We start from the raw sequence: 19,658 nt of genomic DNA, 5'->3' as shown, positions 1-19,658 counted from the left end.
GGCGGAATCAGGAGATTCCCCCTGACGAATTCAGGGAATTCCCCGAATTACGGGGAGCCGACGCTCCGGTAAACTGGTTGTAGGAGCATGGGTGTAGGGTTTGGAGGGATGAGAGATGGTCGAATTGGGCACCCGCGAAGCGATCCAGGCGATCTTGGCACTGTTGCGCGAGGAGATCGGATGCGACCTGAGCGCGGTCGGTTTGACAGAACCGGCTTCAAATACCTTGAGATGGCCGGTCGCGTCCGGCAACGCGAACGATCGGTTGTCCGGCATCTCGGAGAAACCGGGCAGGGGTCTATCAGGTACTGTAATGAAGGTAGGCAGGCCGATGACGATCAGCATGGCGGAACTGGTCTATACGCGCCAGCTTCAGGAGTATCCGCTCCTGCTCGCAGAGAACTTGCGATCTGTCTACGCCGTTCCGCTGTATCGGGGAGGAGCGCCGGCGGGCGTGCTGGTCGCGGGAGATCGCAAAAAAAGGGTGTACCGCACAGAGGAACGCCGCCTGATCGCGAACGCGGGAGAACGGATCGCATCGTTGCTTAACGGCTTGCCTGCAGCCCGTTCGGTGTAGGCTCTGTGTGCAGCGCTCCGCCGGACGTTTTGCTATGATAGAATAGGTAAAAAAGAGCGGAGCACACGCTGTTGGGGGGAAAGGGATGATTAGGATCATGGTGGTGGACGATCATGCCATCGTCCGTTCCGGACTCATGATGCTGCTGAACGGAAGGCAAGGCATGGAAGTCGTAGGCGAAGCCGCTGACGGCGACGAAGCGATCGCGCTGGCCGGGGCGCTTCGTCCCGATGTCGTACTGATGGACCTCAGCATGCCGCATGGCAAGGATGGGCTTACCGCGGCAGCCGAGCTCAAAAAGTCGCTTCCGGACACGAACGTACTGATCTTGACCATGCACGACGACGAAGGCTATCTGTTCAGGGCGATCCAGTCGGGCGCGTCGGGCTATATCCTCAAGAGCGCGCCGCACGAGGAGCTCCTATCCGCGATTCGGCACGTGGCGGAGGGGCAGGCCTATCTCTACCCGTCCGCGACCAAGCGGCTGATGGGCGACTACCTCGACAAGCTCAAGCATGGCGAGCACGCCGGAACCTACGAATCCCTGTCCGACCGGGAGAAGGAGATTCTGGCGAAGGTCGCGCAAGGATACTCCAACAAGGAAATCGCCGAACAGCTCGTCATTAGCGTCAAGACCGTGGAGTCGCACAAGAGCAACCTGATGGAAAAGCTGGAGCTTCGAACCCGTCCGGATCTCGTTAAATTCGCGATGAAAAAGGGGCTGCTGACCTTTGACTGAACATGAGCATGTTGGAAGGTCCGAATATCATGCAGAGGTGCTCGCCGCGCAGGTTGAAGAGCTGCTGTCGGGACTGGACGATGGCGTGACGGATCCGGTCTATCGGGAAGAGCTCCGCCGTTCGCTCAAGCAGCTCGCGGACGTCAAGTTCGCGCTCGACGAATCCGCGATCGTCGCCATCACGGACCGTCGGGGCAAGATCCGCTACGTCAACGAAAAGTTCTGCGAGATCTCGGGATACAACCGCGGGGAACTGATCGGAAAAGATCACCGCCTCGTCAATTCGGGACACCATGGCAAGACGTTCATGAAGGAGCTGTGGGCCACGATCTCGTCCGGCCGCGTCTGGCGCGGGGAGATTAAAAACCGTTCCAAAAGTGGTCGGGAATATTGGGTGGATACGACAATCGTTCCGTTCGCGGACGGAGACGGTCAGCCTTATCAATACCTTGCGATCCGCCACGAAGTGACGCGCCTTAAGGAGACGGAAGCCGAACTGCAATCGATGCTGGCGCAGATGATGCAAATCCAGGAGGAGGAGCGTCGGCGTTTTTCCCGGGATTTGCACGACGGGATCGGGCAAAGTCTGTTTTTCTTCAAGATCACGATCGACCGGCTGTTGGCCGAACGCGAGGACGAGGGGCTGACGATGCTCGGCCAGCAAGTATCGCAGTTGATGTCCGAGGTGCGCGGTCTCGCCTGGGAGTTGCGCCCGTCCGTGCTCGACGATCTCGGCATCGTGCCGGCGCTCCGTACCTACATCGAGCATTTCGAGAGCCACTACGGAATCCGCGTGAGCTTCGATTGCAACCTGAAGCGCCGTCCGCAGCTGTTGGCGGAGACGACCATCTACCGCGTCGTGCAAGAAGCGCTGACGAACGTCGGCAAGTACGCGGGCGTATCCGAAGCGTTCGTCTCGCTCGAGGAGGCGGACGGGCAGGTGCGAGCCGTCATCGAAGACAAGGGCGCCGGCTTCTCCCGCGCGACCGCGGGCTCGGGCGTCGGTCTGTTCAGCATGGAAGAGCGCGCCCGCGCGGTAGCCGGAGAGCTGCGGATCGCGTCCGATCCGGGGCGCGGGACGACCGTGACGCTTGCGGTGCCGGCGGTTCAGGCTTAATCATGCAAGCTTGAACATGAACAAATGTCCATTCTCCGTACAGACCACTACGCTACCGCGCGTTTGAACAATATCCCCCTCGCTCAGGAAGCAATCCGCTCGATCGGCGAGCAATCCGCTCGATCGGCGAGCAATCCCGCTCGATCAGCAAGCAATCCCGCTCGATCGGCAAGCAATCCCGTTCGAACAGGATGCGTTGCGGTCCGTCCCTACCCGGCGCAGAGAGTCATGCCATCGGTTAGGGGCCTCGTTCGCTTCCCGGACGGGTCCCCGTGCCTCGGTATTCCTGATGGTCTAGTCTAATCGACTAACCTACTAACCTACATATCGCTTGCTTCGGGCAGGGCGCCGGAATGTCCAACGGATGGGCCGGATGCCGGACCGGGCGCCGACCAATCCCCGATAGGTGATCGTATCCGTCGTTCCGCAGCAATCGATGAGCTCGGCAAGCATACTGCTGCCGCGAACGCGGCGAAAGCAGAACTCGTTCAAATAGGCTTGCAGATGCTTGGGCCCGATCCCGCCGAACGTCCAGGCCAGCCAGCGCACGACCTCCCGCCAAGCGTGATGAGGCGCTTTCCGGCCGCGATGGCTTCGCTCGAGCACCTCCCATTGTCCGGGCGCCACGCCGGCTGAGGTATGTTTTTGCACAAACAGCTCTATCGCTTCCTCATCCTCTGAATCGCCGCTGCCGGGCGCAGCGTTTCCTTCCGGTCCGTCGACGGCTTTCATTTTGAGATGAACGATATCACCCGTCTCGTCGAGCGAGGCGCCGACCACGATCGGTTGCGGCTTCAGTTCGCCATGCGCGAGCCGATCGCTGAAGTAGCGATGATAATCGTAGCCGTAATATTCCCCCAACAACTGCAGGCTCCCTTCGAGCGGAATGACGCGATCCCGCTCTCCGACGGCATGGCGCAGCTTGTGATTGATGAGCCATGCGGTCTTGTACGTAACGTAGATAATCTCGGCGAGCAGCACGGCACTGATACCGTATTGCATCAGGTACATAGCCTGAAACCACTTGGTCAGCGGCGTGCGCGTACCTTCGAGCACGGTGCCGGCCGTAAGCGATGTCTGATGGGAACAGGAGCGGCATTCAAATAGCCGGCGTCCGCGCGACGACACTTCATAGGGGCGCGAGTGCGCGCAGCGGGGGCAACGGAAACCGTCCGGCCACTTGGCAGCAAACAAAGCGTCTGCGCATTCCTCTTCGGTATATTGAGGTAAGGAATCGCGAATCGAAAAGCGGCCGGGCATAATTAACTCTCCCTCAAAAGAGAACTTATGTTCCCATTATAGCAAAAAATGGATGAGGATGCACGTTTTTTTTGATGGAACGGCAGGGTATCTGAAGGCATGAATATAGTTCTCTCCCTGATCGAAGGGGATATCGTTAAAACGGAAAAAAGGCATAGGAACGTAGGGAGCAGCGCTGCTTATAGTGAACTCCATGTCTATTTCGTGACGAACCCCTAATTGTGATTTTTTTCACATTAAAAGACGTCCATTCGCTGTATATTGAACTCATCAAAAGAAGCAACGCCCCGAAAACGAAGGAGGCACAATCAGATGAATACGTTAGACGAAACGAACAAAGCGCAGCTGCCTTGCGAAGGAGACGATGAACGGTACGCCCACTTGAGCGTCGCCGTCGTCAGAGCCCGGCAGGAGCACGACGCGCTGGAAGAAGAGCTGGCGGACCTGTACGCGCAAGTCTGCACCGTCCGTAAGGACGAAGACATCGTTCATCTGAACGCCAACGTCCGGATTCTGAACGAGCGCGTGAAGCACTTCATGAGGGAATGGAGCGCGCACATCGCCTGGGAGAAGACGGAGCTGTTCCCATACGCAGTATGGTATTTGGAGACCGAGCCCGATTTGTTCACGCTCATGGAACAGGATTACGGTCTCGCAGAGCGGTTCATCGGCTCCTTCCTGAACACGCTGGAGCAGTCGGTGCTGCCGATCTCGCCGGAGGAAGCGAAGGCGCTGTCGTCGTACCTTCTCCAAGCCTACGCTTTTTTAAAAAACCGGCTGAACGAGGAGGAGGAGATCATTGACACGCTGGAGGACCACTCAAACGTTTATAGCTATTAAGCTTCAGCTTCTTGGGTCGGAGTCGTCCTCGCGCTCCACCTGAAGACGATCCGCCTTTCTTCGCCCAATCAAGTGAAAATATTCACAAGGAATTATCGCAAAGCGTGAGATTCATCACATTCGAAAGTCGCAACATCCCTCATACTGAGGATGCAAGGCGAGCAAGACCAACGAAAGTCACCAATAAACGCCGTAACGGCGAAAAGGGAGATGGCCTTTATGGTCACCAAGTGGTTCAAAGAAAATGTATGGGCGGCAGTCGCAGTCACGCTTCTTCGTATCTATGTCGGCTGGCAGTGGATCGACGCAGGCTGGCACAAGCTGACGGGCGGCTTCACCGCCAAGGGCTTCTTGCAAGGCGCGATCGCCAAGCCTGTCGCCGATCACGCGACGAACGAAGTGATCTACCCGAACTACACGTACTTCATCCAGCACTTCGCGCTGCCGAACATCAAGCTCATTGACGTCCTGATCCCGCTCGGCGAGTTCCTGATCGGCGTAGGACTGATCGTCGGGGGACTCACGGTCACCGCCGCCTTCTTCGGAATGATGCTCAACACGATGTTCCTCTTGGCCGGTACCGTCAGCACGAACCCTTGGCTGCTCGTTCTCGCCTTCATCGTCTTCACGGCGGGCGCCAATGCCGGACGCTTCGGACTCGACTATTACCTGCTCCCGCTTATCCGCAAGGGCTTCGGCAAGATCAATCATGCGATCGTGGATAAAAAGCATCATGACGGTACGAAGGGCACGCCGGTCGCGCACTGACCGATTGTTTCAAAGGGTTGATACGGCGGCCGGCATCGCCCGGCCGCCGTCAATCTTAGTACGGGCACCTTGCCCGGTCAGGTCAGACCCTATCTGAATGGAGGCCATTCGCATGGCAACGAAGGAAAAAGCGCAAGTCGAAATCATCTCTGCGCAGGACGAGGTGAACCTGCTCGCAGAGCGCGCCAAAAAGGCGCTCGACGCTTACATGAAGCTGGATCAGGAGCAGGTCGACCGGATCGTTCAGGCCATGGCGCTAGCGGGACTCGACAAGCATATGCCGCTTGCCAAGCTCGCGGTCGAGGAGACCGGCCGGGGCGTCTACGAAGACAAGATCACGAAAAACATTTTTGCGACGGAATACATCTATCACAGCATTAAAGCAGAAAAAACGGTCGGCGTCATCGAAGAAAACGTGTACGAGAACTATCGCATGGTCGCGGAGCCCGTCGGCGTCATCGCCGGCATCACGCCGGTCACGAACCCGACGTCCACGACGATGTTTAAGTCGCTGATCGCCGCCAAGACGCGCAATCCGATCATATTCGCCTTCCACCCGTCGGCGCAGAAGTCGAGCTCGGCGGCGGCGAGCACGCTCCTCGATGCTGCAGTCGCTGCGGGCGCTCCTGAGCATTGCATCCAATGGATCGAGCATCCTTCCGTTGAAGCGACGGGCCTGCTGATCAACCACAAGGACATCGCGCTCGTGCTGGCGACCGGCGGCTCCGCGATGGTGAAGGCGGCTTACAGCACCGGCAAGCCGGCCCTCGGCGTCGGTCCCGGCAACGTTCCCTGCTTCATCGAGCGCACCGCCGACCTGGAGCAGGCGGTCACGGACCTGATCCTGTCCAAGACGTTCGACAACGGCATGATTTGCGCGTCCGAGCAGGCCGTCATTCTTGAAGAGCCGATCTACGAGCAGGCGAAGGCGCTCATGTCGCGTCAGGGCTGTTATTTCCTCAATAAAGAGGAGGTCGAGGCCGTATCGCGGCTCGTCATTAATCCCGAGAAATGCGCGGTCAATGCCGTCATCGTCGGGCAGCCGGCCGCCAAGATCGCAGAGATGGCGGGCATTCAGGTGCCGCCGGCGACAAAAGTGCTGGTAGCCGAACTGCTGGGCGTCGGAGACAAGTTCCCGCTGTCCGCCGAGAAGCTGAGTCCCGTGCTCGCCTGCTACAAGGTCAAGACGGCCGAGCAGGGCATCGAGCGCGCCGCGCAGGTCATCGCCTTCGGCGGCATGGGTCACTCGTCGGTCATTCACTCGAACGACCAGGCGGTCATCGCCGCATTCTCGGCGCGCCTGCAAACCGGACGAATCATCGTCAACGCGCCGTCGACGCACGGAGCGATCGGCGACATTTACAACACGAACCTGCCTTCGCTTACGCTTGGCTGCGGCTCGTACGGCCACAACTCGACGACCTCGAACGTGACCGCCGTCAACCTCATCAACGTGAAGCGCGTGGCATACCGCACGGTTAACATGCAGTGGTTCAAGGTGCCGCCGAAGATTTACTTCGAAAAGGGCGCTACGCAGTATCTCGAGAAGATGCCGGACATCAGCCGCGTCATGATCGTCACCGACGAAGCGATGGTGAAGCTCGGTTACGTAGAGAAGGTGGCGTACTACCTCCGCAAGCGCAAGGAGCCCGTGTCGGTCGAGATCTTCAGCGATGTCGAGCCCGATCCGTCGGTCGACACGGTCGAACGAGGCACCCGCATGATGGCGCAGTTCAAGCCGGACTGCATCATCGCGCTCGGCGGCGGCTCGCCGATGGACGCGGCGAAGGCGATGTGGCTGTTTTACGAATATCCGGACTCCAGCTTCGACTCGCTCAAACAGAAGTTCATGGATATCCGCAAACGGATATACAAATACCCGCGCCTCGGCAAAAACGCCAAATTCGTCGCGATCCCGACGACTTCTGGCACAGGTTCGGAAGTGACGTCGTTCGCGGTCATCACCGACAAGAACAAAGGCAACACGAAGTATCCGCTCGCCGACTACGAGCTGACGCCGGACGTCGCGATCGTCGACCCGGATTATGTCTACAGCCTGCCTAAGACCGCGGTCGCCGACACCGGCATGGACGTGCTGACGCATGCGATCGAAGCGTATGTCTCGGTCATGGCCAACGACTTCACCGACGGACTCGCGCTCAAGGCGATCCAGCTCGTGTTCGACAACCTGGAAGCCTCGTACCACAAGGCTGATCCGGTTGCCAGGGAAAAGATGCACAACGCCTCGACCATCGCCGGCATGGCGTTCGCCAACGCGTTCCTCGGCATCAACCACAGCCTTGCGCATAAATGGGGCGGACAGTATCACACGGCGCACGGACGCACCAACGCGATTCTGCTGCCGCACGTCATCCGCTACAACGCGCAGCAGCCGACGAAGTTCGCTTCGTTCCCGAAGTACAGCCACTTCGTCGCCGACAAGCGCTATGCGGACATCGCGCGGCTGCTCGGACTGCAGGCACGTACGACGGAAGAGGGCGTCACGAGCCTGATCAACGCCATCCGCCAGCTGAACTTGTCGCTGCAGATTCCGGAGTCGTTCCAGGCGCTCGGCTTCGACGCCGCCGACTTCGAATCGCGCGTCGATCAGCTCGCCGATCGGGCGTTCGAGGATCAGTGCACGACCGCGAATCCGCGCATGCCGCTCGTTACCGAGCTCGCTGACGTGTACCGCAACGCTTTCTACGGCAAGTTCTAAGCGGAGATCGATCATAGGAGGGCAACGCACATGAGCATTCTGAACAAGACGATCGGCGAATCCGCCGGCCGGTTGGACGGCTGGAGAGGCTTTCAAGCGGGCGCTTGGCAAACGGCAGTGGACGTGAACGACTTCTTGGCGCATAACCTTACGCCATTTAAAGGCTCCGCCGCGTTCCTGGCCGAACCGACGGATGCGACCCGCCAGTTGTGGACGCAAGTGCTGGCATTGATGAAGCGGGAGCGAGAAAACGGGGGCGTGCTGGACGTCGATACCGAAACGGTGTCCACGATCGTCTCGCACCGACCGGGCTACATCGACAAAGCGCTGGAAAAGATCGTCGGCCTGCAGACCGATGCGCCGCTGAAGCGTTCGATCCAACCGTTCGGCGGCATCCGGATGGCGCAGGACGCTTGCGAGGCGTACGGCTACAAGCTGCCTGACGAGATGGTCCGCACCTTCACCGACGTCCGCAAGACGCACAACCAGGGCGTATTCGACGCCTACACCGCCGAGATGCGCCTCGCCCGCAAGGCGGCGATTATCACCGGCCTGCCCGACGCGTACGGCCGCGGCCGAATCATCGGGGACTACCGCAGGGCGGCGCTGTACGGCGTCGACAAGCTGATCTCGGCCAAGCAAGCCGACCTGACCGCGTTGGAAAAGGATATTATGGGCGAAGACCTCATCCGTCTGCGCGAGGAAGTGTCCGAGCAGATTCGGGCGCTCGGCGAGCTCAAAGCGATGGCGGCCTCCTACGGCTACGACATATCGGGACCTGCGACGAACGCGACGGAAGCGGTACAGTGGCTGTACTTTGCCTACCTGGCCGCGATCAAGGAGCAGAACGGCGCGGCGATGAGTCTCGGACGCGTATCGAGCTTCCTCGACGTCTATATCGAACGCGACCTGCGAGAAGGCACGCTCGACGAAGAGCAGGCGCAGGAGCTGATCGACCATCTGGTCATGAAGCTGAGGCTGGTCAAATTCCTGCGGACGCCGGATTACAACGAGCTGTTCAGCGGCGATCCGACGTGGGTCACCGAATCGATCGGCGGTATGGGCAAGGACGGCACGACGCGCGTCACCAAGAACTCTTTCCGCTTCCTGCACACGCTGTATAATCTCGGACCCGCGCCGGAGCCGAACCTGACGGTGCTGTGGTCGACGGAGCTGCCGGAGGGCTTCAAAGACTACTGCGCCAAGGTATCCGTCGACACGAGCTCGATCCAGTACGAAAACGACGACCTGATGCGCCCGATCTACGGCGACGACTACGGCATTGCCTGCTGCGTATCCGCGATGCGGATCGGCAAGCAGATGCAGTTCTTCGGCGCGCGTGCCAACCTCGCCAAGGCGTTGCTGTATGCGATCAACGGCGGCAAGGATGAAAAGCTGGGCGTGCAGGTCGGGCCCGAGCTTGCGCCGCTGACCGGCGACTATCTCGACTACGATCAGGTGATGGAGCGGTACGACGAGGTGCTGGAATGGCTGTCGAAGCTTTATATCAACACGCTGAACGTCATTCACTACATGCATGACAAGTACAGCTACGAACGCATCGAGATGGCGCTGCACGATACGGAAATCCTGCGCACGATGGCAACCGGCATCGCCGGCCTCTCGGTCGTCGCCGATTCGCTGTCCGCGATCAAGTACGCCAAGGTCAAGCCGATTCGCAACGACAAGGGCCTTGCGGTCGACTTTGAGATCGAAGGCGAATATCCGCAATTCGGCAACAACGATTCGCGGGTCGACGATATCGCGGTCGACCTGACGGACGCGTTTATGTCGAAGCTGCGCAAGCGCCAGACGTACCGCGGCTCGATGCCGACGCTGTCGGTGCTGACGATTACGTCGAACGTCGTCTACGGCAAGAAGACCGGCAGCACGCCTGACGGCCGCAAGGCCGGCGAGCCGTTCGCGCCGGGGGCGAATCCGATGCACGGCCGCGACCGCAAGGGAGCGCTCGCCTCGCTGAGCTCGGTCGCCAAGCTGCCGTACCACAACTGCCTCGACGGCATCTCGAACACGTTTTCGATCATTCCGAAGGCGCTCGGCCGCGAAGAGGACACCCGCGTAGGCAACCTGGTGTCGCTGCTTGACGGCTACGCCGACAAGGGCGGCCATCATCTGAACATCAACGTGTTCAACCGCGAGCAGCTGCTTGACGCGATGGAGCATCCGGAGCAATATCCGCAGCTGACGATTCGCGTCTCGGGATACGCCGTCAACTTCATCAAGCTGACGCGCGAGCAACAGCTAGACGTCATTAACCGAACGTTCCACGGCTCGATCTGACGAAAGCGGGGATCGCCGACCGCGTATTCGAATAACGGAGAGGAGACTTGACGATGCATCATGCCGGGAGAATTCACTCTCTGGAAACGTTCGGGACGGTCGACGGTCCGGGCATCCGCTTCGTGCTCTTCATGCAAGGCTGCGCGCTTCAATGCGCGTACTGCCATAATCCGGATTCCTGGGATACCAAGAGCGGGCAACTGCGCACGGTCGACGACATATTGGCCGAGATCGAACCGTACGTTCCCTTCTATAAAAGGTCCGGCGGCGGCATCACCGTCACGGGCGGCGAGCCGACGCTGCAGGCCCCTTTTGTCGCGGAGCTATTCGAGAAATGCAAGGAACGCTGGGGCCTGCATACCGCGCTCGACTCGTCCGGCTTCTGCGATCCGCATCACGCCGAACGGCTGCTCGCGGCGACCGACCTGGTGCTGCTCGATCTGAAAATGATCGATCGCGACGGGCACGAGCATCTCACGACGCAGCCGAACGACCGTATCCTTGCCTTTGCCAGGCATCTGTCGGACGCCGGCATCCCGATGTGGATCCGGCGGGTGCTCGTACCCGGCTGGACCGACGGGATGTCGGAGCTTATGGCGCTGGGCGAATTCATCGGCGAGCTTCGCGGCGTCGACAAGGTCGAGGTGCTGCCGTACCATCGGATGGGCGTGTACAAGTGGGAGCAGCTCGGCAGAGCCTACAGGCTGGACGGTGTGCCGGAGCCGTCGCCGGAGGAAGTGAATCGGGCGAATCGGCTGATCGAGCAAGGCATGCGGGCATCGAAGGCTGCGCGGTAGGACGCAAGGACGCTTCTCCCGGGCATCGACGGCGGGGAAGCGTCTTGCGCGTCTCTTCGTGCAGGAAAATCCGAGCCGTTATTTATCGCATCTGCGGAGATTTACCGCAACCTTTGAAAGGAGAGAACGACATGTCCACCGCATCCGTTACAGGCGCGATTCTCGCCGGCGGCCCGAAAGCGCTCCTTGCAGGAACGCTGAAAGCGCTTCTGCCGCTGCAGGACGAACCGGCGGTCGTCAGACAAGTGCGGGAAATGCGCAAGTTGTGCAAAGAAATCATCGTCGTCACCGATACGCCGAGGCCGTTTTTCGACGTGCTGGATTCTTCCGTGCGCATCATCACGGATTACTTTCCCGGACGCGGACCGCTTGGCGGCATGCATTCGGCGCTTCGTCTCGCCCGGAATCCCCTGGTATGGATCGCGGGCTCCGATATGCCTTTTGTTTCGGCCGAAGAGGCGCGCCGCTTGATGACCGGCTTCTCGGACGGCGCGCAGGCCGTCATCCCGATCGTGCGCGAGAGGCCGGTCCCGCTGCACGGGCTGTACGACAGCCGGTGCTCGGAGGTCGTCGCCGCGCTGCTCATGGCCGGGAGCGAGAGCATGGAAGCGCTGCTCGGCCGCGTGCAATGGCTGGGCGTACCGGCCGAGACCGGGCGGGAGCCGGGCGCGCCGGACTTTTCGTTCGAGATCCATAGCCAGGCGGAATATGAGCAAGCCTTGAGCCTGCTGGTTGCTGCCCGCTCTACCGGCTGACTCCGTTTTTTATTTGCGCATAGCTCTGCATTTCTCCCATGTACGCAACGTCCTTCGGCCGCTATGCAGGAAATTGTCGTTTCATGTTGAAATAGCTATGTACAGTCCGACTCCGGGGGAAAGTCATCCATGCGTTCAACCCAATCGATTCCTGTCTCCGCCAAAAAAGCAGCGCTCGGCATTTGGGCGCTGCTGCTTGTTGTTTTCGCCGTTCTCGTCATTTTGATCGCCTGGAGCACGTCGCTTTACGAGGAACGGCTCGTTCGGCAGGCCGACCAGGACGCTTCCTCGGAGCTGGCTTCCCAAGCCAATTCGCTGCGCCTGGCGGTCGAGCGGCGCCTGCTGCTGTCGGAGAGCCTCCAAGCGTTCGCCGACATCGAGCTCATGAACGGCGGGAACATCGACGTCTCGCGATTCAACGCGTTCGCCGCCCACTTCGTGCCCGCTTTTCCGGACGTGCGCAATTTATCCCTTTACCCGAACGGCATCGCCAGCTATGTATACCCGCTCAAGGGCAACGAGGCGATGCTCGGGCTCGATTTGTTCAAGCATGCGGATCCGGAAGTGCGGGACAACGCGAGGCGTACGATGAAGACCAAATCGGTTACCCTGATGGGACCCCTCGAGCTGGCTCAGGGCGGATTGGGGTTGCTGACGCGCCAGTCGATCTTCGTGGACGGCCGCTTCTGGGGCTTTTCCTCGGTCGTGCTCGACGTTCCGGCACTGGTCAATGAAGGTATTCAGTCCTCCGATACCGGCGTGCTGGAGCTTGCGCTGCGTGCGAACGGCCGTCTGCTGCTCGGCGACGAAGAGACGTTCGAAGGCGACAATCTGAGAGAGACGGTAAAGCTGCCGGAAGGCGAGTGGGCGCTCGTTGGCAAGCTGAAGGAGGGCCGGCTGCGGGAGATCGCGGGCAAGGTGCTAACGATTCGCATCTTCAGCCTGATCTCCGTGGCGCTGATCCTATACCTGCTGTACGTGCAGCTAACCGGGAAAGCAAAGCTCGACGTCAAGGTCCGCGAACGGACGCGCGAGCTTCAACAGGCGAACGAGACGATCGAAGCGTCCAACGAGGAGCTGCTCGCGATCGAGGAAGAGCTCCGTGAGCAGAATCGGGTACTAGAGAGCAAGGAGCAGGCGCTGCGGCATATGGCATACCACGATGCGGTGACCGGCGTGTACAACCGAACGTATTTTAATATCAGTCTCGAGGAGCAGACGGCGGCCGCCCGGCGTCTGGGGTGCAAGCTGGCGCTGTTGTATCTCGATTTGGACCAGTTCAAGCTGGTTAACGATACCCTCGGCCACATGTATGGGGATATGCTGCTCAAGGAAGCCGCCCAACGGCTGCAGAGCGTTCAAGGCGACCAGCATCCCGGCCTTGCTCTTTTTCGGATCGGAGGAGACGAATTCACGATTATCCTGCCGAACGTGGAAGATCCCGACGAAGGGAAACGTCTTGCGGAGCAGGTCATCGAGCTTTTTCGCCAGCCTTTCCATCTCAAGGGGGCCGAGTATTACTTGACTGCGAGCGTCGGCATCGCCCTATATCCCGATCAGGGCGAGGACGCGCCTACGCTGATCCGGCACGCGGACAAGGCGATGTACGCCGCGAAGGAAGCCGGCAAAAACCGTTACAAATGGTACGACGGCTCCGCGCCTGCCGGCGCGGACGAGCAGATGGAGCTGCGGAGCTATCTGCGCAAGGCGCTGTCCCGGGGAGAGTTCGAGCTGCACTACCAGCCGCAGATTCAAGCGGGGAGCGGACGCCTCGTAGGCATGGAGGCGCTGCTGCGCTGGAATCATCCGAAGCTCGGCCCGGTCTCGCCGCAGCGCTTCATCCCGCTCGCCGAGGAGACGGGGCTCATCGTAGAGATCGGGGAATGGGTGCTGCGCGTTGCCTGCACGCAGAACAAAGCTTGGCAGGAAGCCGGATTTCCGGAGCTGCGCATGGCGGTCAACCTGTCCGCCCGCCAGTTCGCGTCCAGCGATGTGGCGGCGTCCGTGCGCGGCGTATTGGAGGAGACCGGCGTTGATCCGCGCAGCCTCGAGCTGGAGATCACTGAGAACATGGCGATGAAAAACGAGAATCTGCCGGCGCTCGAGCAGCTGCGAGACATGGGCATCACGCTGTCGATCGACGACTTCGGCACTCAGCATTCCTCGCTGGGCTATCTTAAGCGTCTGCCGATCAGCCGCATCAAAATCGACCGGTCGTTCGTGAGCGGTATCGGCAAGGACGACCGGGACGAGGCGATCATACACGCGATGATGCTCGTCGCCCGTCGCTTGAATCTATCCGTCGTGGCGGAAGGCGTCGAGACCGAGGCGCAGTACGACTTCCTCGCCGAGCACGATTGCGACGATATCCAGGGCTTCCTGTTCTACCGCCCGCAGCCGGCGGAGCTGATCCGCAAAGTGCTGCTGGAACATTGGAAGACCTAATCGGCCGGTCGAGTAAACAAAAAGAGGCCGAAGGCCGCTGACTCCCTTTAACGGAGAGCGGCGGCCTTCGGCCTCTTTGGCGTCGGGGCGTCCGGGTTACGAAGGGTCTTCTTCTACAAGATGCTTCAAAATCGCCAGCTTGTTGTCCCAGAATTGTTCGAAGTAGGACAGCCAGTCTTTAAGCTCCGCCAGCGGCTCGGGTCGGAAAGCGTAACGTGTCTCGCGCCCCGCGCGTCGCTCGGTAACGAGGCCGGCCTCCCGGAGGACGCGCAGATGCTTCGAGACGGCGGTCCGGCTCATGTCGAACTTGCTGCTGAGCGCCGACAGCGGCTGCTCGCCTTGCGTCAGCAGGCGAAGCAGCCGCCGACGGCTCGGATCGGCGATCGCCTGGTAGACGTCGTGCTGCGGCAGCGCTTGTCCCATCAGGCTTCGACCAGCCTTTGAAGCTTGGCCACGATGCCGGTCCAGCCTTCGCTCATGTGCTCGCGGATCGAGCCGTGCGGCTGGCCGAATTCGGTCAGTGCGTCCTCGTCCCAGCCGCCGTGAGTTAGCGTGAATGAAGTACGCGCATTTGCCAGCGGCTTTAGATCGAACGACAGCGTCCAGTCCTTGCCCCAATTAAAGGAGAGCCGCTCGGGCGGATCGAACGCCGTGATTTTGCACGGAGACATGCCGAACTGTCCCGCGTTCAGCGTGAATTCATGGCCGACGACCGGCTCGAAGCCGTTCGGTGGCATGAACCAGGCGGAGATGCCTTCTGCCGTGGATACCATGTTCCAAACCTTCTCGATCGGCGCGTTCAACTCAAGGGTACGTACGATATCGGGCAATTTGCGGGATTCGTTCATTCCATTTAACCTCCTTGAAATAAAGGAAACCATTTGGTTTCGCAAACACATCATACGAAACTAAATGGTTTCCTGTCAACAGGGTGCCATACAAAAGTTTCTTGGGCCTATGGCATGCAGATACAACCTCTATTTTTCCCGTTTTAACGATATCCCCTTCAAACAGGAAAGCGAATGCGGACATCGTCCGCACTCGCCTCCATCGCTTGTCTCGCTTGCATGCCTGTATCGATTGACTCGTTGCTTGCCGAATGTATGGAAGAGCAAGGTTCCGTCGGCGGGAACCCGCCTTCCTTCGCTTGCCCTCGAATTTTCGCTAAGAGACGCCCGACGGTAATCGACCGAACCTGCACAGCGGACGAGATGTTCAAGCGCTTCGAATCGCGGGAGCGGGCAAGCTTGCCTTTACGCTTCGTCTTCGCCTTGCCGCTGCTCGCGCATCCGCGTCATCTGCTGCCAGACCGAGCCGGCGGCTTCTTCGCCGCTGCGGATGCGGGCGATGGCGATCTCGGCCTGCAGCTTCACCTCGAACTCGGTCTCGGCCGCAGCCAGTCGCTCCAGCGCCTCCACCGCGGACTCGTCGCCGGCCTCGTACAGGAAGCGCGCGGCGCGCCAGCGCACGAGCTTGTTGGCGTCGCCCAGCGCCTCTGCCATCGCCGGACCCGCGGCGGGATCGCCGATGTCCGAGAGCGTGTCCCCGGCCGTCCGGCGCACGGCCGCCGACGAATCCTTCAGCGCGGCCAGCAGCGGCGGCAACGCTTCGGGAATGCGCAGGTCGCCGAGGTAAACCACGGCGAGCCGGCGCACCGACACCTGCGGGTCGCGCGCGGCCTGCGCGAGCAGCGGCAGCAGCTCCGCGTCCGGCTTCGCCCGCGACAGCGCCGCATAGCGCGTCTGCCAGTCCGGCGCGCCAAGCGCCGCCTCCAGCTCGTCCGGCGTCGTCGCCCGGCTCGCCGCGGCGCCGCCTTCGGGCGCGTCGGCCGCGGCTGCGCCATCGCCTGCGCCGGCCGCCTGCGCGGCCGCGATCAGCTCGCGCAGCCGCTCGTCCGGGTAGGCCGCGTCCAGCTCGCGCGCGACCTCCTCCAAAATCTCCTGCGGCTCGCCGTAGCGAACGCCGAACTCGGCGAGCCGCCGCTCGCGAATGAACGTGCCGCCCGCGGCCTCGTTCACGGCGTCCGTGAACCGCTGGCCGAGCGCGGCTCGCGATTCTTGGCCGCCGCTCTGCACGCGGATCTGCATCGGGACGCCGCGATACATCTGAACGAGCACGCGGGCTTCGCCGAAGCTATAGGCCAGCGCGTCGTCGCCCGCGCCGGCGCCTCCGCCGTCCGCGGCGGCGCCGAACAGCTCGCGCACGGCCGCAAGGATGCCGGCCCAGTCCGCGCTCGGGCGGCGGTCCAGCGCGAAGAAGTCGGCCGTCCTGAACGCCGACTTCACGCCGGGAATGTCGAGCAGCTTCGCCACGAAGGGCGGCAGCTGGTCTTTTTTGTCCATCGTATAGGTATGGCGCTCGCCGGCAGGCAGCTTTTCGTCCACGTTCAGCTTCATTGAATTCGGGCTGGGCGTCGGCTCAATTGACAGCAGCTTCATGTACACACGACCTCGCTTTGCATATGGTGATCTCGCCAATCTCTCTCTATACAATACCGCACCGCGTTCCGTATTGCCAAAGGAGGGGTATTTAAGTGACAGATCGGTCTTGGAACATTGGCCTGATTCCTGCTATAGTAAGATTAGTACGTCAACGGAGGGGTACCATGCCTAAGAGCCGCTTCGGCAACCTGGATTCCATTCGCGCGGGCGCCGCGGGGAAGGACCAGTTCGCGCGATGGCGTCAGGAACGCCTGCAGAAGATGAGGAACAAGGGATATCTGGAATGCGTCCCGAACGTGAAGCCGGATCTGCCATTCCTTCATCATAACCGTCAAGAGCCGTCCGTTACCTGGATCGGGCATTCTACGTTTTTGCTGCAGATGGGCGGCCTTAATATCGTCACCGACCCGGTATGGGCGCGCCGCATGGCGCTGCAGAAGCGGCTGGCGCCGCCCGGCGTCGAGCTGTCCGACATGCCGTCCGTCGACCTCGTGCTCGTCTCCCATTCTCACTACGACCACCTGCACTTCGGATCGCTGCGCCGCCTGCGGGGGCCCAAGCGGCTGTACGTACCGGCCGGCCTGAAGCGCAAGATGGCGGTCAGGGGGTTCGGCGAGGTTCACGAGATGCACTGGTGGGAGAACTGCACCGTGCACGGCGTGAAGTTCACCTTCGTGCCGGCCCAGCACTGGACCCGGCGCAATCCCTGGGACATGAACAACTCCCACTGGGGCGGCTGGGTCATGGAGACGCATCACGGTCCGACGATCTACTTCGCGGGCGACAGCGGCTACTTCAGGGGCTTCGAGGAGATCGGCCGCCGCTTCAAGATCGACGTGGCGCTTATGCCGATCGGCGCCTACGACCCCGAGTGGTTCATGGCCGCGCAGCACGTGAGCCCCGAAGAGGCGCTCAAGGCCTATCAGGACCTGAAGGCCGATATTTTCGTCCCCATGCACTACGGCGCTTTCAAGCTGTCGGACGACACGCCGATGGAGGCGCTCGAAAGGCTCGAGGCGGAGCGCGCGCGCCTCGGCATTCCGCAGGAGAAAATCTTCCTGCTCCAGCACGGAGAGACCATGCGCTTCTCGCGGAGCCATGTCATCGATAACGAAGCAAAGGATGGATTGGATTGATCACAGTTAATAACGTCAGCCTCAGATTCGGCAAGCGTCCGCTCTTTGAGGATGTCAACATCAAGTTCACGCCAGGCAACTGCTACGGCCTGATCGGCGCGAACGGAGCGGGCAAGTCGACGTTCCTGAAGATTCTGTCTGGCGAAGTGGAGCCTTCTAGCGGCGAGGTGTTCATCACGCCTGGCGAGCGCTTCGCGGTGCTCAAGCAGAACCACTTCGAGTACGACGAATTCAAGGTGCTCGACACCGTTATTATGGGCTACGAGCGCCTGTATCAAGTGATGAAGGAGAAGGACGCCATCTACGCGAAGGCAGACTTCACCGACGAGGACGGCATGCGCGCGGGCGAGCTCGAGGCCGAGTTCGCGGAGATGAACGGCTGGGAAGCCGAGAGCGACGCGGCCGAAATGCTGAACGGCCTCGGCATCACGACCGACCTTCATGACAAGCAGATGTCCGAGCTTGACGGCAACGCAAAGGTTCGCGTTCTGCTGGCGCAGGCGTTGTTCGGCCAGCCGAACATTCTGCTGCTCGACGAGCCTACCAACCACTTGGACCTCGAATCGATCAACTGGCTCGAAGAGTTCCTGGCGCGTTACACCGGCACCGTCATCGTCGTATCGCACGACCGTCACTTCCTGAACCAGGTTTGTACGCATATCGCGGACATCGACTTCGCCAAGATCCAGATGTACGTGGGCAACTACGACTTCTGGTACGAGTCGAGCCAGCTCGCCACTCAGCTGATGCGCGACCAGAACAAGAAGAAGGAAGACAAGATCAAGGAGCTGCAGGCGTTCATCCAGCGCTTCTCGGCGAACAAGTCCAAGGCCAAGCAAGCGACCAGCCGCCGCAAGATGCTCGACAAGATCTCGCTGGACGACATCCGTCCGTCGAGCCGCAAATATCCGTTCATCCAGTTCAAGCCGGAGCGCGAAGCGGGCAAGCAGATCGTCACGGTCGACAACGTCAGCCTGACGGTCGACGGCGAGAAGCTGCTGGACGGCGTGTCCTTCGTCGTGAACAAGGGCGACAAGATCGCGCTGGTCGGTCCGTACGGACAGGCCAAGACCGCCCTGTTCCAGGTGATGATGAACGAGGTCGAGCCGGACGAAGGCTCCGTGCAGTGGGGCGTCACGATTACGCCGGCGTATTTCCCCAAGGACAACTCGGCTTACTTCGAAGGCAACGACGATTCGCTCGTCGACTGGCTGCGCCAGTACTCCAAGGACCAGGACGAGTCGTTCATCCGCGGCTTCCTCGGCCGGATGCTGTTCTCCGGCGACGAAGCGCTGAAGAAGGCGTCCGTGCTGTCGGGGGGCGAGAAGGTCCGCTGCATGCTGTCCAAGATGATGCTGACCAGCGCCAACACGCTGCTGCTCGACGAGCCGACCAACCACTTGGACCTCGAGTCCATCACGGCGCTGAACAACGCGCTCGTCGACACCGACGAGACGATGATCTTCACGTCGCATGACCATCAGTTCATCCAGACGATCGCCAACCGCATCATCGAGATCACGCCGAACGGCTTGATCGACCGGATGACGACGTACGACGAATACCTGGAAAACCCGGAGATCGCGGCCCTGCGCGCGCGCATGCTGCCGGCTTGATAAGCCGACGGAGCGCCTGACGGTAAGGCCTCCGGTACATTTTCGAAGCTTCGACATTTCTGTAACACAATTGTAATGTGCATTTTCGTTTCAACTGCGGTCGATTTGTACAATGTATGAGTGACCCCCCTTTTCAATATATCTTTC

16 protein-coding genes and 1 pseudogene are annotated in these 19,658 nt (G+C 60.6%); 12 read left to right on the top strand and 5 right to left on the bottom strand.

Features of this window, described 5'->3' with window-relative positions; all coding sequences use genetic code 11:
* Window positions 1-115: 115 nt before the first annotated feature.
* The 3 genes from BM235_RS06985 to BM235_RS06975 all read left to right on the top strand — a co-directional run bounded on the left by BM235_RS06985 (window position 116) and on the right by BM235_RS06975 (window position 2,433).
* Complete coding sequence (locus tag BM235_RS06985) at window positions 116-577, top strand: GAF domain-containing protein (RefSeq protein ID WP_090110919.1); 462 nt, start codon at window positions 116-118, stop codon at window positions 575-577.
* Between the two features lie 85 nt (window positions 578-662).
* Window positions 663-1,316, top strand: coding sequence for a response regulator transcription factor (locus BM235_RS06980; protein ID WP_090110917.1), 654 nt, complete (start codon window positions 663-665; stop codon window positions 1,314-1,316).
* A 37-nt stretch (window positions 1,317-1,353) separates the two neighbouring features.
* Complete coding sequence (locus BM235_RS06975; protein WP_177244206.1) at window positions 1,354-2,433, top strand: PAS domain-containing sensor histidine kinase; 1,080 nt, start codon at window positions 1,354-1,356, stop codon at window positions 2,431-2,433.
* A gap of 315 nt (window positions 2,434-2,748) precedes the next feature.
* Here the strand turns inward: BM235_RS06975 and BM235_RS06970 are convergent, their stop codons facing one another.
* Window positions 2,749-3,444 carry a hypothetical protein gene (locus tag BM235_RS06970; protein WP_255374115.1) on the bottom strand — a complete coding sequence of 232 codons (696 nt, stop codon included), beginning with the start codon at window positions 3,442-3,444 and terminating at the stop codon, window positions 2,749-2,751.
* 78 nt (window positions 3,445-3,522) lie between these two features.
* Window positions 3,523-3,693: pseudogene (locus tag BM235_RS32905) on the bottom strand (transposase); the annotation flags it as partial.
* Window positions 3,694-4,005: 312 nt separating this feature from the next.
* Here BM235_RS32905 and BM235_RS06965 point away from each other — a divergent pair.
* The 7 genes from BM235_RS06965 (at window position 4,006) to BM235_RS06935 (ending at window position 14,318) form a co-directional block, all read left to right on the top strand.
* Complete coding sequence (locus BM235_RS06965) at window positions 4,006-4,533, top strand: hemerythrin domain-containing protein (RefSeq protein ID WP_090110900.1); 528 nt, start codon at window positions 4,006-4,008, stop codon at window positions 4,531-4,533.
* A gap of 219 nt (window positions 4,534-4,752) precedes the next feature.
* Window positions 4,753-5,301, top strand: coding sequence for a DoxX family protein (locus BM235_RS06960; RefSeq protein WP_090110898.1), 549 nt, complete (start codon window positions 4,753-4,755; stop codon window positions 5,299-5,301).
* Between the two features lie 112 nt (window positions 5,302-5,413).
* Window positions 5,414-8,020, top strand: coding sequence for a bifunctional acetaldehyde-CoA/alcohol dehydrogenase (gene adhE, locus BM235_RS06955; RefSeq protein WP_090110896.1), 2,607 nt, complete (start codon window positions 5,414-5,416; stop codon window positions 8,018-8,020).
* Window positions 8,021-8,050: 30 nt separating this feature from the next.
* Window positions 8,051-10,321, top strand: coding sequence for a formate C-acetyltransferase (pflB, locus tag BM235_RS06950; RefSeq protein WP_090110894.1), 2,271 nt, complete (start codon window positions 8,051-8,053; stop codon window positions 10,319-10,321).
* A 53-nt stretch (window positions 10,322-10,374) separates the two neighbouring features.
* The gene (gene pflA, locus BM235_RS06945; RefSeq protein WP_090110892.1) at window positions 10,375-11,118 is read left to right on the top strand and encodes a pyruvate formate-lyase-activating protein; all 744 of its coding nucleotides are present in this window, start codon (window positions 10,375-10,377) and stop codon (window positions 11,116-11,118) included.
* Between the two features lie 131 nt (window positions 11,119-11,249).
* Window positions 11,250-11,873 (top strand): molybdenum cofactor guanylyltransferase, encoded by a 624-nt coding sequence (locus BM235_RS06940; protein WP_090110890.1) that lies wholly within the window; start codon window positions 11,250-11,252, stop codon window positions 11,871-11,873.
* A gap of 129 nt (window positions 11,874-12,002) precedes the next feature.
* Window positions 12,003-14,318, top strand: coding sequence for a putative bifunctional diguanylate cyclase/phosphodiesterase (locus tag BM235_RS06935; protein ID WP_090110888.1), 2,316 nt, complete (start codon window positions 12,003-12,005; stop codon window positions 14,316-14,318).
* A 96-nt stretch (window positions 14,319-14,414) separates the two neighbouring features.
* Here BM235_RS06935 and BM235_RS06930 read toward each other — a convergent pair whose 3' ends face one another.
* The 3 genes from BM235_RS06930 to BM235_RS06920 form a co-directional block, all read right to left on the bottom strand.
* A complete protein-coding gene (locus tag BM235_RS06930; protein ID WP_090110886.1) occupies window positions 14,415-14,741 on the bottom strand; it encodes an ArsR/SmtB family transcription factor in 327 nt (108 codons plus the stop codon).
* Window positions 14,741-15,166, bottom strand: a complete 426-nt coding sequence (locus BM235_RS06925; RefSeq protein ID WP_090110884.1) for an SRPBCC family protein — start codon at window positions 15,164-15,166, stop codon at window positions 14,741-14,743. The genes BM235_RS06930 and BM235_RS06925 overlap by 1 nt, the downstream gene beginning before the upstream one ends.
* A gap of 405 nt (window positions 15,167-15,571) precedes the next feature.
* Window positions 15,572-16,756 carry a conserved virulence factor C family protein gene (locus BM235_RS06920; RefSeq protein WP_090110882.1) on the bottom strand — a complete coding sequence of 395 codons (1,185 nt, stop codon included), beginning with the start codon at window positions 16,754-16,756 and terminating at the stop codon, window positions 15,572-15,574.
* A gap of 167 nt (window positions 16,757-16,923) precedes the next feature.
* On the opposite strand from BM235_RS06920, the gene BM235_RS06915 reads away from it, so the two are divergent.
* Window positions 16,924-17,895, top strand: a complete 972-nt coding sequence (locus BM235_RS06915) for an MBL fold metallo-hydrolase (RefSeq protein ID WP_090110880.1) — start codon at window positions 16,924-16,926, stop codon at window positions 17,893-17,895.
* On the top strand, window positions 17,892-19,511 hold the full coding sequence (locus BM235_RS06910; RefSeq protein WP_090110878.1) for an ABC-F family ATP-binding cassette domain-containing protein: 1,620 nt from the start codon (window positions 17,892-17,894) through the stop codon (window positions 19,509-19,511). The genes BM235_RS06915 and BM235_RS06910 overlap by 4 nt, the downstream gene beginning before the upstream one ends.
* Window positions 19,512-19,658: the final 147 nt, after the last annotated feature.

It is taken from the genome of Cohnella sp. OV330 (assembly GCF_900112065.1).
In the GTDB taxonomy this organism is placed as follows: Bacteria; Bacillota; Bacilli; order Paenibacillales; family Paenibacillaceae; genus Cohnella.
Note: the sequence above shows the minus strand (reverse complement) of the source record. Positions and strands in the feature narration are given on the sequence as shown.

Bases quoted from the DNA above. Each gene is read 5' to 3' on its own strand.
- BM235_RS06925 (WP_090110884.1), bottom strand. From the start codon at position 15,166: ATGAACGAATCCCGCAAATTGCCCGATATCGTACGTACCCTTGAGTTG.
- adhE (WP_090110896.1), top strand. From the start codon at position 5,414: ATGGCAACGAAGGAAAAAGCGCAAGTCGAAATCATCTCTGCGCAGGAC.
- BM235_RS06980 (WP_090110917.1), top strand. From the start codon at position 663: ATGATTAGGATCATGGTGGTGGACGATCATGCCATCGTCCGTTCCGGA.
- BM235_RS06930 (WP_090110886.1), bottom strand. From the start codon at position 14,741: ATGGGACAAGCGCTGCCGCAGCACGACGTCTACCAGGCGATCGCCGAT.
- BM235_RS06935 (WP_090110888.1), top strand. From the start codon at position 12,003: ATGCGTTCAACCCAATCGATTCCTGTCTCCGCCAAAAAAGCAGCGCTC.
- BM235_RS06965 (WP_090110900.1), top strand. From the start codon at position 4,006: ATGAATACGTTAGACGAAACGAACAAAGCGCAGCTGCCTTGCGAAGGA.
- BM235_RS06985 (WP_090110919.1), top strand. From the start codon at position 116: ATGGTCGAATTGGGCACCCGCGAAGCGATCCAGGCGATCTTGGCACTG.
- BM235_RS06940 (WP_090110890.1), top strand. From the start codon at position 11,250: ATGTCCACCGCATCCGTTACAGGCGCGATTCTCGCCGGCGGCCCGAAA.
- pflA (WP_090110892.1), top strand. From the start codon at position 10,375: ATGCATCATGCCGGGAGAATTCACTCTCTGGAAACGTTCGGGACGGTC.
- BM235_RS06915 (WP_090110880.1), top strand. From the start codon at position 16,924: ATGCCTAAGAGCCGCTTCGGCAACCTGGATTCCATTCGCGCGGGCGCC.
- BM235_RS06960 (WP_090110898.1), top strand. From the start codon at position 4,753: ATGGTCACCAAGTGGTTCAAAGAAAATGTATGGGCGGCAGTCGCAGTC.
- BM235_RS06920 (WP_090110882.1), bottom strand. From the start codon at position 16,756: ATGAAGCTGCTGTCAATTGAGCCGACGCCCAGCCCGAATTCAATGAAG.
- pflB (WP_090110894.1), top strand. From the start codon at position 8,051: ATGAGCATTCTGAACAAGACGATCGGCGAATCCGCCGGCCGGTTGGAC.
- BM235_RS06970 (WP_255374115.1), bottom strand. From the start codon at position 3,444: ATGTACCTGATGCAATACGGTATCAGTGCCGTGCTGCTCGCCGAGATT.